Source organism: Streptomyces sp. NPDC031111 (assembly GCF_055570675.1).
Genome location: NZ_JBVIGS010000021.1, coordinates 1 through 12,570 on the forward strand (window position 1 = coordinate 1; position 12,570 = coordinate 12,570).

Genomic DNA, 12,570 nt, shown 5'->3' on the forward strand with positions numbered 1-12,570 from the left:
TGGGGGGGGGTAGTTTTGTTTGTTTTGTTCTCCTCCTCCCCCCTGTCCCCCAACACACCCAACAAATACGCAGGGCCCTTCCCCCCCCCCCCTTCCCCCCCCCCCCCCCCCCCCCCCCCCCTCGGGGCGGCCGGTACGGCGGTTACTGCGGGGTCATGCGCTCCACCATCTCCGGGTGCTCCTCCAGCCAGGCCGCGACGGCTTCCTCCTCGTGGCCCTGGCCGCGGTTCTTGATCTCGGCCTCGAGCGTGCCGAGCTCGTCCTCGCTCATATGGAAGCCCTTGATCCACTTCGTGAGCTGCGGGTACTGCTCGGGGAACTTCTTGCTCGCGATGGTGCGGATCGTGTTGCCCTCGCCGAAGGCCTTCTTGGGGTCCTTCAGCTTGGTCAGCTCGTACTCGCTGTACGCCCAGTGCGGCGACCACAGGGTGACCGCGATGGGCTCCTTCTTGGCGAGGGCGCGCTTGAGCTCGGCCAGCATCGCCGGCGTGGAGCCGTCGACGACCTTGTACTCGTCCTCCAGGCCGTAGCCCGGCATGACCTCGTTCTTGAGCAGCTGCATCTCACCGGTGCCGGGCTCGATGCCGATGATCCTGCCGTCGAAGAGGTCGGCCTTGCCCTTGAGGTCCTCGAGGGACTTGACGTCCTTGACGTACGAGGGGACGGCGATCTCCAGCGAGGTGGGCTCGTACCAGGTGCCCAGGTCGGTGAGATCGTCCTTGCTCTTGTCCCAGTAGTTCTTCTGCGCGTACGGCAGCCAGGCGTCGAAGTTGAGGTCGAGGTCCCCGGACGCCAGGCCGGTGTAGACCGGGCCGACGTCCATCTGCTTGAGGTTCAGCTTGTAGCCGCGCCGCTCCAGGACGTTCTTCCACAGGTAGGTGACGGCGATGTCCTCGTCCCAGGGGAACCAGGCCACGTCCAGCGGCCGCTTCGCCTCGGCGGGGGCGGCGCCCGACCCGGACTCGACCGGGGCGAGCTTGTCGACGACACCCGGGTTGTCCTTGAGCCAGGCCCGGACGGCGTCCTGCTGCTTGCCCTTGCCCGCCTTGTTGATCTCGGCCTCGAGGCCGGTGAGCTCCTCCTCGGTCATCGAGAAGTCCTTCAGCCACTTCCCGACGACCGGGTTCTCGCCGGCGAAGCCCTTGCGCGACACCAGGTGCACGCCGTCGCCCTCGCCCCAGGATCCCTTGGGGTCCTTCAGCTTCTTCAGGTCGTAGTCGCTGTACGCCCAGTGCGGCGACCAGAGCGTGACGACGACCGGTTCCTTCTTGCTGTAGGCCCGCTTGAGCTCGGCCAGCATCGCCGGCGTGGAGCTGTCGACGACCTTGTACTCCTTGTCCAGACCGTAGTCCTTGAGGACCTTGCTCTTCAGCAGGCCCATCATTCCGGCGCTGGACTCGATGCCGGTGATCTTCCCGCCGAACGTGGAGGCCTTGCCCTTCAGGTCCTCCAGCGACTCGATGTCCTTCATGTACGCGGGGACGGTCAGCTCCAGCGTCGTCTCCTCGTACCAGGTGCCGAGGTCGTCGAGCTGCCCGCCGTACTTCTTCCAGTACGACTCGTGGGTGGTGGGCAGCCAGGCGTCGGTCTGGAAGTCGACGTTGCCCTGGGCGAGCGCGGTGTAGAGCGGCCCGGCCTCGAACTGTTTTGCCTCGACCTCGAAGCCGCGCTGTTCGAGGATCTCCTTCCACAGGAAGGTGGAGGCGACGCCCTCGTCCCACGGGATGTAGCCGATGCTGATCTTCTTGCCGTTGCCGACGTTCTTGCCGTCGGCGGTGGTGTCGGAGCCGCCCGCGGCGCCGCCGAACAGTCCCATGCCGCCCGCGACCAGGGCGAGGACGACGACACCGATCACGGCGACCTGCGGACGGGGCCGGTAGGACCAGATCTTCAGCCCCTGGGCGGCACGCGCCTTGGCGGCGGCGCGTCGGCCGAGCGGGGAGACATGGGTGCCCAGGGCGCTGGTCATGCGGTCCAGGTAGATCGCCAGGATGACGATGGCGATGCCGGACTCGGCGCCGAGGCCGATGTTCAGCTGGCCGATGGCCTCGATGACCGAGCCGCCGAGGCCGCCGGTGCCGACCATGCCGGCGATCGCGGCCATGGACAGGCCGAGCATGATGACCTGGTTGACGCCCGCCATCACCGTGGGCAGCGCCAGCGGCAGCTGGACGCGCAGCAGGGTGTTGCGGGGGGTCGTGCCGAACGCCTCGGCGGCCTCGACGAGTTCCTTGTCGACCTGGCGGATGCCCAGCTCGGTCATGCGCACGCCCGGGGCGAGCGCGAAGATCAGGGTGGCGACGATGCCCGGGGCGGAGCCGGTGCCGAAGAACAGGATCGCCGGGATGAGGTAGATCATCGCGGGCAGCGTCTGCATGAAGTCCAGGACCGGCCGGACGATGGCGCTGACCCGGTCGGAGCGGGCCGCCCAGATGCCCACCGGCACCGATATGACCAGCGCGATCACCGTGGCGACGATGACCAGCGCCAGCGTCACCATCGAGTCCTCCCACAGTTCGAGGGAGTCCAGGAAGGCGAAGCCGACGAAGGTGAGGACACCGGCGAAGGTGCCGCGCAGCCAGAAGGCGATCACCGCGAAGATGCCGCAGAGGATCAGCGGTTCGGGTGCCTGGAGGACGGCGTTGACGCCGTCGTAGGCGCCGGTGAAGACGGCCTTGAAGAAGTCGAACAGCCAGCTGACGTTGTCGAGCAGCCAGTCGACGGTGCTGTTGACCCAGTCGCCGAGCGGAATCCTAGGCACGGGCCATCACCTTCTCGCCGCCCTTGTCCCGCGGGGTGTCGCAGACCCCGGGGTCGGACTCCTCGTCGCCGAGGAAGCCGACGAGGCGCTGCCGGGGCACGACACCGACGAGCGCGTCCTCCTGGTCGAGCACCGCCACGGGGTGCGGAACCCGGGCGCTGATCGCGCACAGATCGGTGAACGGTGTGTCGGGCGACGCCGTCTCGCAGCCGCAGTCGGCCTCGTCGCCGCGCACCTCGCGGTCCATCACCGCGCCGGCGGTGAGCACGCGGGAGCGGTCGACGTCCTGGGTGAAGGAGGCGACGTAGTCGTTGGCGGGCCGGATCAGGATGTCCTGCGCGGTGCCGATCTGCACGATGCGGCCGTCGCGCATCACCGCGATGCGGTCGCCCAGACGCATGGCCTCGTTGAGGTCGTGGGTGATGAAGACGATCGTCTTCTTCAGCTTCTTCTGCAGTTCGATCAGCTGGTCCTGCATGTCGCGGCGGATCAGCGGGTCCAAGGCGCTGAAGGACTCGTCCATCAGCAGCAGGTCGGCGTCGGTGGCGAGCGCGCGGGCGAGGCCGACGCGCTGCTGCATGCCGCCGGACAGCTCGTCGGGCCACGACTGCTCCCAGCCGGCCAGACCGCACAGGGCGAGCGCCTCGTCGGCGCGGCGTTCGCGCTCGGCGCGGGGCACGCCCTGCACTTCCAGACCGTAGGCAGCGTTGTCACGGACGCTGCGGTGCGGGAACAGCGCGAAGTGCTGGAAGACCATGCTGATCTTCCTGGAGCGGACCTGGCGCAGTTCCCGGTCGGGCAGCGCGGTCAGGTCCTGGCCGTCGAAGCGCACGTGTCCGGCGGTGGGCTCCAGCAGGCCGTTCAGCATCCGCAGCAGGGTGGACTTGCCGGACCCGGACAGGCCCATGACGACGAAGATCTCGCCCGGCTCCACCGTGAACGAGGCGTCGATGACGGCCGCGGTGATGCCGTCGGCGCGGAGTTCCTCCCGGTCGGCTGTGTTCTTGCGCAGTCGTTCGACCGCCTGGTCCGGTCGTCTGCCGAACACCTTGAACAGATGCTCGGCCTCAAGCCTGGATGACACGCGTACCTCTTGTCTCGACGGCAAATGGCAGAAGCGATGTCCGGCGGACGGCTCACGCGGTCCAAAACAGTTGAATCTGTAACCGGCATCGCTCCGGGGGCGCGCCTCCCCTCTTTTGTATGGGGCAAACGTTTTCGTGTGACGCCTCACACAGGGAGCGCAGGGCGCAACTCGTTGTGCATCGTGCGGCAGGCACGTTCGCGCGCTTTTGCGGGGCGCTGTCGGTGGGGTGCGGCATGATGCGGGGCGTGACCGGACGACTGATGCTTCTCGACACCGCCTCCCTGTACTTCCGCGCCTACTTCGGCGTCCCGGACTCCGTCAGGGCTCCGGACGGCACGCCGGTGAACGCCGTGCGCGGACTGCTCGAATTCATCGACCGCCTGGTCAAGGACCACCGGCCGGACCACCTGGTGGCGTGCATGGACGCCGACTGGCGCCCGCACTGGCGGGTGGAGCTGATCCCCTCGTACAAGGCGCACCGCGTCGCCGAGGAGCACGCGGCGGGGCCGGACGAGGAGGAGGTGCCCGACACGCTGTCGCCGCAGGTGCCGGTCATCGAGAGCGTGCTGGACGCGGTGGGCATCGCGCGCGTGGGGGTCGCCGGGTACGAGGCGGACGACGTGATCGGCACGTTCACCGCCCGGGCGACGGGACCGGTCGACATCGTCACCGGGGACCGCGACCTGTACCAGCTGGTGGACGACGCGCGCGGGGTGCGGGTGCTGTATCCGCTGAAGGGCGTCGGCACGCTCCAGATCACGGACGAGGGCACGCTGCGCGAGAAGTATGGCGTGGACGGCGGGGGGTACGCGGATCTGGCGCTGCTGCGCGGCGATCCGAGCGACGGTCTGCCGGGCGTGCCCGGCATCGGGGAGAAGACGGCGGCCAAGCTGCTGGCCGAGTTCGGTGACCTGGCCGGGATCCTGGCGGCCGTGGACGACCGGCAGGCGCAGCTCACGCCGTCGCAGCGTCGGCGTCTGGACGAGGCGCGGCCGTATCTCGCGGTCGCTCCCAAGGTCGTCCGGGTCGCGGACGACGTGCCGCTCCCGGAGGTCAGTACGGCGCTGCCGCGCGGGCCGCGCGATCCGGCGGGCGTGGAGGCGTTGGCGGCCCGCTGGGGACTGGGTGGCTCGTTGCAGCGGCTGCTGACGACTCTCTCGGCGTGACCGGCGGGGCGCGGCGGGGTGGTAACTTAGGTAACCCTAACTGCTACCGCTGGGAGGCTCCTCATGGCAGAGCGACCGGAACGCGCCCCGCGCGCGCCGCACAGCGCGGAGGTCCTCCGCACCGAGCGGCTGACCCCGCACATGCAGCGCGTCGTGCTCGGCGGTGACGGTCTTGCCGGCTTCTCGGCGGACACCTGCACCGATCACTACGTCAAGCTGCTCTTCCCGGCACCCGGGGCGACGTATCCGGAGCCGTTCGACCTCCAGCGCATCCGTGAGGAGTTCCCGCGCGCGCAGTGGCCGGTGACCCGGACGTACACGGTGCGCCAGTGGGACGCCGAGCACCGCGAGCTGACCCTGGACTTCGTGGTCCACGGCGACGAGGGACTGGCCGGGCCGTGGGCCGCGGGCGTCCGGCCGGGCGAGGTCGTCCGGTTCCTGGGTCCCGGTGGCGCGTACGCCCCGGACCCTGCCGCCGACTGGCATCTGCTCGTCGGCGACGAGAGCGCGCTGCCCGCCATCGCCCGCTCGCTGGAGGCGCTGCCGCACGGCGCCAGGGCGTACGCCTTCGTGGAGGTCTCCGGGCCCGAGGAGGAGCAGAAGATCGACTCCGACGTGGAGGTCCGCTGGCTGCACCGCGGCACCGGGCGCGTCGGCGAGGCCCTGGTGGAGGCCGTGCGGGGTCTGGAGTTCCCGGAGGGCCGGGTGCACGCGTTCGTCCACGGCGAGGCCCACTTCGTGAAGGAGCTGCGCCGTCTGCTGCGGGTGGAGCGCGGTGTTCCGCGCGAGGACCTGTCGATCTCCGGCTACTGGCGGCTCGGCCACAACGAGGACGGCTGGCAGGCGTCGAAGCGCGAGTGGAACGCCCGCATCGAGGCCGAGCAGGAGGCGGGCACGCGGAGCACCACCGCCTGACCCGGTCCCGGTGCACCCGCCCACGGCCGGTGGGTGAGTCGGGGCCGCGCCGGGGGGAGCCGCCTGCCGCCGATCCGCGGGCAGTCGTGCCGCTGGGGCGGCACGGGTGGGCGCGACGGCACCCCGTAAGCGCCGGGCCGCGCGACCACCCCCCGGCCCACACCAACGCGGAGCGCCCCGCAAAGCGCCGGGCTGCGAAGTCCCGCCCCCCAACACCGCTCACCGGCGCTCGCAGGGTGCCGCTGCGCCCACCCTCCCCCACTCTCGGCTTCGCTCGAGCGGGAGGTACCCCCATCGCCCAAGCGGCACGACTGCCCGCAGCTACGCGGCAACGCGCAGCTACGCGGGGCACCCGCATGGCGCCGGGGCTGCAAAGCCCCCGGCCCGCAGCTACGCGGGGCACCCGGACCGGGCCAGCCGGGTGAACCGTCACCCCTCGCACCGGGCACCACGGCGTGGCGAGCCCCGCCAAGACGGGGCCCTGCCCCAGGATCCGGCCGCGTGGCACACACCTTCGACGAGCTCGTGGCCAAACAACGCGCCGCGGACGAGGCCCACGCCCGGATCCGGCAACTGCGGGAGACCTACGACCCGCACACCCGCGCCCGGTGGAGCGAGCACCAGACCTCCACCTGGGAAACCGCCTGGCGTGCCTGGCGCGACCTCGCCCGCGAGGTCCGCATCGCGGTGACCGAGTACGCGCGCGCCGAGGGCAGACCGCTCGGAGAGATCGAGGCGGAGCTGGCACGGGCGGTACACCGCGAGGAACCCCCCGAGCCGGGCGGCGGGTAGCGCCGGGACCCTCCGTCCCCGCCCCACCGCCCGTACGCTTGCTCGATGTGAGACGCAGACGGCCGATTCCCCCCTCCCCCCTGCCGCAGCGCGACGGCGTGGACCCGGTGCGGGTACGGCTGCCCGCCGGGGGCCCGGGGGCCACCGTGCGGGATCACCTGGTGGGGCGGCTCTCCGCCGGCCCCGGTGTCGTGGACGGCATGTTCGACGCGGGGCTGATCGTCGGCGCGGACGGCCGGGCCGTGCCGGCGGACACGCCGTACGCGCCCGGCATGTTCCTGTGGTTCCACCGGGAGCCGCCCGCCGAGGTGCCGGTGCCGTTCCCGCTGGAGGTCGTCCACCGGGACGAGCACATCGTCGTCGTCGACAAGCCCCACTTCCTCGCCACCACCCCGCGTGGCAGCCATGTCACCCAGACCGCGCTCGCCCGGCTCCGCCGTGACCTGGACATCCCGGAACTCGGCGCCGCGCACCGCCTCGACCGGCTCACCGCGGGCCTGGTGCTGTTCACGGTGCGGCCCGAGGAGCGCGGCGCGTACCAGACGCTGTTCCGCGACCGGCTGGTCCGCAAGGAGTACGCGGCCGTCGCCCCGTACGACCCGGGGCTGGACCTGCCCCGGACCGTGCGCAGCCGGATCGTGAAGGAGCGCGGGGTGCTGACCGCCCGGGAGGTCGAGGGCGAGGCGAACGCGCTGACGCGCGTGGACCTGGCCGGCCACCGGGCGGACGGTCTCGCCCGGTACCGGCTGGTGCCCGGCACCGGGCAGACCCATCAGCTGCGGGTCCACATGAACGCCCTGGGCGTGCCGATCCTGGGCGATCCGCTGTACCCCGAGGTGACCGGGCCCGTCCCGGCCGGTGACTTCCGGCGTCCGCTGCAACTGCTCGCGCGGACACTGGAGTTCACCGACCCGGTCACGGGGGTGGAGCACCGGTTCGACAGCGGCCGGGAGCTCGCGGCCTGGGCCTCGTACGAGGACTGGGCCGCCGGTCAGTAGCCGCGCCACCACCGCAGGAAGCGCTGCCACGCGTTCCGCGGCGGGGCGGGTGCCGCCGGCGGGGGCGGTGGCACCGGCACGGGCTGCGGCGCGGGCGGTTCGACGTGCGGCTCGGGGGGCGGCGCGGTGCGCGGCCGGGCGGCGTCGATGTGCCAGTCCCGCCGCGGGGCCCTGTCGTTCTCGTGGCTGGGGCGCTGCATCACGTCCTGCTGCGGCCGGGGCCTGAAGTGCACGGGCAGTTCCACGAGATGCCGTGAGGCGATGGACTCGGTGAAGGACAACTGCTCCTCGGCGACGCTGAGTTCCACGTCGGGCAGCCGCATGAGCAGGGCGTCGACCCCGACTTCGGCGATGAGGCGGCCGATGTCCTGGCCGGGGCACTCGTGCGTGCCGCCGCCGAAGGCGAGGTGCGAGCGGTTGCCCTGCATGTCGGCGGTCGGGTCGGGGCGCACGCGGGGATCGACGTTGGCCGGTGCGGGCGCGAACAGCAGGCCGTCGCCCTGGCGGATGCGCTGCCCGCCGAGCTCGGTGTCCTGCTTGGCGTAGTAGGCGAAGATGGTGCTGAACGGCGGTTCGTCCCACAGGAGTTGCTCCACCGCCTGGGGCACCGTCATCTGGCCGCCGTTGAGCTGGGAGCGGAAGCGCGGGTCGATCAGCACCTGGCGCAGCACGTTGGCGAGGAGGTTGGCGGTGGCCTCGTAGGCGGCGATGAGGACCACCCTGAGGTGCTGGCTGACCTCTTCGTCGGTGAGTCCGGCCGGGTGCTTGACGAGGTGGCCGGTGAAGTCTTCCGCCGGCTCGGCCCGGCGGCGGACGGTGAGGCGGTCCAGGGCCGCCATGACGTACGCGTTGCTGGCGATCGCGGTCTCGGTGCCCCTGATCATGTCGCGGGCGGCTTCGACCATCCGGTCGTTGTACTCGTCGGGCATGCCGAGCACATGGCACATCACGGCCATCGGCAGGTGCTCGGCGTACTGGCCGACCAGGTCGGCCTCGCCCGCCTCGCAGAACCGGTTGACGACGCGCTGGACGCTGCGGTTGACGTGCCGGCGCAGGCCGCGGAAGTCCGTGGCGGCCACGGCTGCGTCGATGGCGCCGCGCAGCCGCCGGTGCTCGTCGCCCTCGGCGTGGGCGCACATCGGCTGCCAGGCGATGTGCGGCATGAGCGGATGGTCGGGCTTGATCAGGCCCTCCCCGAGCGCGGACCAGATCCGGCTGTCCTTGCAGTACAGCGCGGGGCTGCGCACCAATTGCTGGCTCTCGGCGTGGCCGAGGACCACCCAGATCGGCACGTCGTCGTGGACCAGCACGGGCGCCACCGGGCCGTGCTCGGCCCGCAGTTCCTCGTACAGCTTCTTCAGGTCCTCCGACTCGTGCAGCCGGCTCAGCCCGCCGGGGCCCGATCCGTGCGCTGGGCAGCCGGGGGGCGGGCCGGGCCGGGGGGCGTCCGTTCCGGTCGGGGAGTCTCCCGTCAGGGAGTGGGGTTCAGGCGTCACAGTGGTCGCTCCGAGAGGGAAGGCGGGGTGTCTGGGGTCAGGTGAGCGAGCCGGTCATGGCGAGCGAGTGCAGGAACCGCATCAGGGTCATCAGGACGTCACGGCTGGAGGCGCGGCGCCGTACGTCGCACTCCATGATCGGGATCTGCTCGGACAGGTCGAGGGCGGACCGCAGGTCGGCGATGGGGTAACGCGGGGCGTCCGGGAAGGAGTTGACGGCGACGACGAACGGCACGCCGCGTTCCTCGAGCCGGCCCATGACGTCGAAGCTGACCTCGAGGCGGCGGGTGTCGACCAGCACGACGGCGCCGAGCGCCCCTTCGAACAGGCCGTTCCACAGGAACCAGAAGCGTTCCTGGCCCGGGGTGCCGAACAGGTACAGCACCAGCTGGTCCGTGATCTTGATGCGTCCGAAGTCCATGGCGACGGTGGTGGCCGTCTTGGACGCGGAGCCGAAGTTGTCGTCGACCCCGACGCCGGCCTGCGTCATGGTCTCCTCGGTGGTCAGCGGCTTGATCTCGCTGACCGAGCCGACCATGGTCGTCTTGCCGACCCCGAACCCGCCCACGATCACGATCTTCACCGCGGCCTGTGCCGTGTGCGGCAACTGGTCCTCGGCGCGGGGGCCCGGGATGGTCTCAGAGCCTTTGAAGTCCATGCATCACCGCTTCGAGAAGGGAACGGTCGGGCAGCGCCTTGCGGACGATCGAGGAGCGCGCCTGGACCAGTTCCGCCGTCAGCATCTCGGTGAGCAGCACCGTCACCACGCTGAACGGCAGGTTGAGATAGGCCGACAGTTCGGCCACGGACAGGGGGGCGACACAGAGCCGGAGCAGCGCCGCCTGCTCGGGGGTCGCGGAGGGCGGGGGGTCCGGGGAGCGCGCCACGATCAGCGTCACGAGGTCGATGTCCGCACGTTCGCCGTCCGGTCCGGCGACGACGTACAGCCGCTCCGGGTTGCCGCCCTCGCCCTCCTTCCTGGCCGGTTCGGCCGGTTGCGGAGGGGGGACGTCCTGGGGAAAGCGCCTCTGGCGTCGCGGAGGAGTCATACGGTCTGCCCGTTCCGTCGGGGCGGACTGGTCAGATGGGCGCCGATGCGGACGACGAGGTCGCGCATCATGCCGCCCATGCGGCCGGGTTCGCAGGTCATGTCGGAGAGCACGGCGAGATAGGCGTTGGCGCCGGCCGCCATCAGGTAGAAGTAGCCCTCGTTGATCTCGATGAGCACCATCTTCATCTCGCCGTCGCCGTGCGGGAGTTCCTGGGCGACGGCCCCGGCGAGGCTCTGTACGCCGGCGCAGGCGGCGGCGACCCGGTCGGCGGCGTCCGGCTCGCCGCCGTAGCGGGCGATGCGCAGGCCGTCCGCGGAGAGCACCACGATCATCTCGACGCCGGGAACGCCGTCGGCGAGTTCCTTGAGCATCCAGTCGAAGTTGGCTCGTTGCTGGATCACTTGAGGTCCCCCTCGTCCTCGGCCTCGGTGCGGGCCGGTTCGTTGATGAGATGCAGGTAGGCGGTCGGGTTCCGGGTGAAGTCGGTGGGGTGGACTCCCGGGTCGAGGTCCTTCGTCATGCCCTCCCAGAAGGCGTCGACCCACAGCCCGGGTTCGCGGTCGTTCTTCTTCTTCTCGGGTTCGGGCGTGGCCCAGATGTCGTGGTACTCCTCGCCCCGTTCCCTGGCCTCCCGTTCGGCCCGTTCGGCGGCGGCCTGCTCGGCGTACCGCTGGGCCAAGGGCGTCTTCACCCGGCTGCGGCGCTGCGGCAGTCCGCCCGCGGTCCACTCGGTGACCTCGGGGACGTCGTCCTCCATGGCGACCGTGTCGGGGATGCGGGGGCTGGTGGGGCGGCGCTTCTTGGGGGTGCGCTCCGGGCCGGGGAGCGCGTCGACCGGGCGGGGCACGGCGGTGGCGCCGATGCCGTGGGCGAGGCCGACGCCGGGCTCGTCGGTGAGCATCTCGCTGGGCACGACGAGGACGGCGCGTACGCCGCCGTAGGCGGAGGCGCGCAGCGAGACCCGCATGTCGAACGCGGTGCAGAGCCGGCCGACGACGGCGAGGCCGAGGCGTGGGTTCTCCCCGATCTCCTGGAGGTCGTGGCCCTTCTGGGCCTGTTCGAGGATGCCCTCGATACGGGCGCGGGCCTGTTCGTCGAGGCTGACTCCGGCGTCCTCGATCTCGATGGCGACGCCGGTCTGGACCTCCGTGGCGGTGACGCTCACCTTGCTGGTCGGCGGGGAGTAGCGGGTGCCGTTGTCGAGGAGTTCGGCGGCGGCGTGGATGACCGGCTCGACGTAGATGCCCTTGACGTTGACCTTGGCGATCGACTTCAGGTCGATGCGGCGGTACTCGAGGATGCGGGACATGGCGCCGCGCAGCACGCTGTAGAGCGCGACGGGCTTGGGCCACTGGCGTCCGGGGCGGCCGCCGCCGAGGACGGAGATGGAGTCGGCGAGGCGGCCGATCAGCGCGGTGCCGTGGTCGATGCGCAGCAGGTCGTCGAAGACCTCGGGGTTGCGGCCGTGGTCCTCCTCCATCTCCCGGAGTTCCTTCGCCTGCTGGTGGACGATCGCCTGGACGCGGCGGGCGATGCTGACGAAGGAGCGCTGGGCGGAGTCGCGCAGGTTCTCCTCGTCGTCGATGATCTTGAGCATCGTCCGCAGCAGGTCGATCTGGTACTTCGGCAGATCGCGCCAGGCCGGATCGAGCTGCGGGAGGAGGCGGAGCACCTCGTCGGGGTCGTTCCCGGAGTGCAGGACGTCCAGGGCCGCGGGAGTGACCTGCTGGGTGAAGTACTGCGTCTCCGTGTCATGGGCGGCGATCCGGGCCTCGAGATACGCACGGTGACGGTCGTGCTCGGCCTGTGCCTGCCTGAGGGCGCGGCCCCGGCGTACCGCCTCGGCCGCGGCCGTGGTCACCAGCAGGGTCGCGACGGCGCCGCAGACCCCGACGGCGATCCGGGCGGGCTCCGCCACCAGGGCGACGGCGGCTCCGGTCGCCGCCGCCATCACTATGGCCGGCAGCAACAGCACGCGTGCGTAAGGAAGTTGGACACTCGCCATGTGAGCCCTCTGAAGCGAATCGACTGATGGTCGGAGAATGTGCATATAGGGGAACAAGCGCACGAATTCATCTCAACTCGGTGCGCTGCGGGCGAGCTTAGTCCGACAGGATCATCGCCATGTCATATTCAGCAAGTGCCGGAAATGGCCCCTGAGGCAGGAGTACGCTCAGGTCATTTGCACGATGTGCCGCTGTTCGAACACCGTGAGTCACGGCGCACGGGCGTACGAAAATCACTCACCGTCATGGGTGAGGAAGGCCCCGCCGCTCCCTGATCCTTCCCACGAAACCGGCCGG

The 12,570-nt window shown here is 70.8% G+C and carries 11 protein-coding genes; 4 read left to right on the top strand and 7 right to left on the bottom strand.

Annotated elements, in window-relative coordinates:
* Window positions 1-142: 142 nt before the first annotated feature.
* Together ACZ470_RS32925 and ACZ470_RS32930 are read right to left on the bottom strand one after the other, a co-directional pair.
* Window positions 143-2,761: an ABC transporter permease/substrate binding protein gene (locus ACZ470_RS32925; RefSeq protein ID WP_468433204.1), complete on the bottom strand. Its 2,619-nt coding sequence runs from the start codon at window positions 2,759-2,761 to the stop codon at window positions 143-145.
* A complete protein-coding gene (locus ACZ470_RS32930) occupies window positions 2,754-3,845 on the bottom strand; it encodes a quaternary amine ABC transporter ATP-binding protein (protein WP_468433206.1) in 1,092 nt (363 codons plus the stop codon). Before ACZ470_RS32930 ends, ACZ470_RS32925 begins: the two co-directional genes overlap by 8 nt.
* A gap of 239 nt (window positions 3,846-4,084) precedes the next feature.
* On the opposite strand from ACZ470_RS32930, the gene ACZ470_RS32935 reads away from it, so the two are divergent.
* From ACZ470_RS32935 to ACZ470_RS32950, 4 genes are all read left to right on the top strand, one after another.
* Window positions 4,085-5,014, top strand: a complete 930-nt coding sequence (locus tag ACZ470_RS32935; RefSeq protein WP_468433420.1) for a 5'-3' exonuclease — start codon at window positions 4,085-4,087, stop codon at window positions 5,012-5,014.
* Between the two features lie 63 nt (window positions 5,015-5,077).
* On the top strand, window positions 5,078-5,929 hold the full coding sequence (locus ACZ470_RS32940; protein WP_468433208.1) for a siderophore-interacting protein: 852 nt from the start codon (window positions 5,078-5,080) through the stop codon (window positions 5,927-5,929).
* Window positions 5,930-6,430: 501 nt separating this feature from the next.
* Entirely contained in the window at window positions 6,431-6,721 is a 291-nt protein-coding gene (locus ACZ470_RS32945) for a hypothetical protein (protein ID WP_468433211.1), read from the top strand.
* Between the two features lie 47 nt (window positions 6,722-6,768).
* Window positions 6,769-7,719 (top strand): RluA family pseudouridine synthase, encoded by a 951-nt coding sequence (locus ACZ470_RS32950; RefSeq protein WP_468433213.1) that lies wholly within the window; start codon window positions 6,769-6,771, stop codon window positions 7,717-7,719.
* On the opposite strand, the gene ACZ470_RS32955 is transcribed toward ACZ470_RS32950, so the two are convergent.
* From ACZ470_RS32955 to ACZ470_RS32975, 5 genes are read right to left on the bottom strand one after another with little or no spacing between them, the layout of a single operon-like run.
* Window positions 7,713-9,215 (bottom strand): cytochrome P450, encoded by a 1,503-nt coding sequence (locus ACZ470_RS32955; RefSeq protein WP_468433215.1) that lies wholly within the window; start codon window positions 9,213-9,215, stop codon window positions 7,713-7,715. The two genes, ACZ470_RS32950 and ACZ470_RS32955, sit on opposite strands and share 7 nt — an antisense overlap.
* A gap of 37 nt (window positions 9,216-9,252) precedes the next feature.
* Window positions 9,253-9,873, bottom strand: coding sequence for a GTP-binding protein (locus ACZ470_RS32960; RefSeq protein ID WP_030867364.1), 621 nt, complete (start codon window positions 9,871-9,873; stop codon window positions 9,253-9,255).
* Window positions 9,854-10,264: a DUF742 domain-containing protein gene (locus tag ACZ470_RS32965; RefSeq protein WP_468433218.1), complete on the bottom strand. Its 411-nt coding sequence runs from the start codon at window positions 10,262-10,264 to the stop codon at window positions 9,854-9,856. Before ACZ470_RS32965 ends, ACZ470_RS32960 begins: the two co-directional genes overlap by 20 nt.
* Complete coding sequence (locus ACZ470_RS32970; protein ID WP_125507959.1) at window positions 10,261-10,668, bottom strand: roadblock/LC7 domain-containing protein; 408 nt, start codon at window positions 10,666-10,668, stop codon at window positions 10,261-10,263. Before ACZ470_RS32970 ends, ACZ470_RS32965 begins: the two co-directional genes overlap by 4 nt.
* The gene (locus ACZ470_RS32975; RefSeq protein ID WP_468433221.1) at window positions 10,665-12,242 is read right to left on the bottom strand and encodes an ATP-binding protein; all 1,578 of its coding nucleotides are present in this window, start codon (window positions 12,240-12,242) and stop codon (window positions 10,665-10,667) included. The genes ACZ470_RS32970 and ACZ470_RS32975 overlap by 4 nt, the downstream gene beginning before the upstream one ends.
* Window positions 12,243-12,570 lie beyond the last annotated feature (328 nt).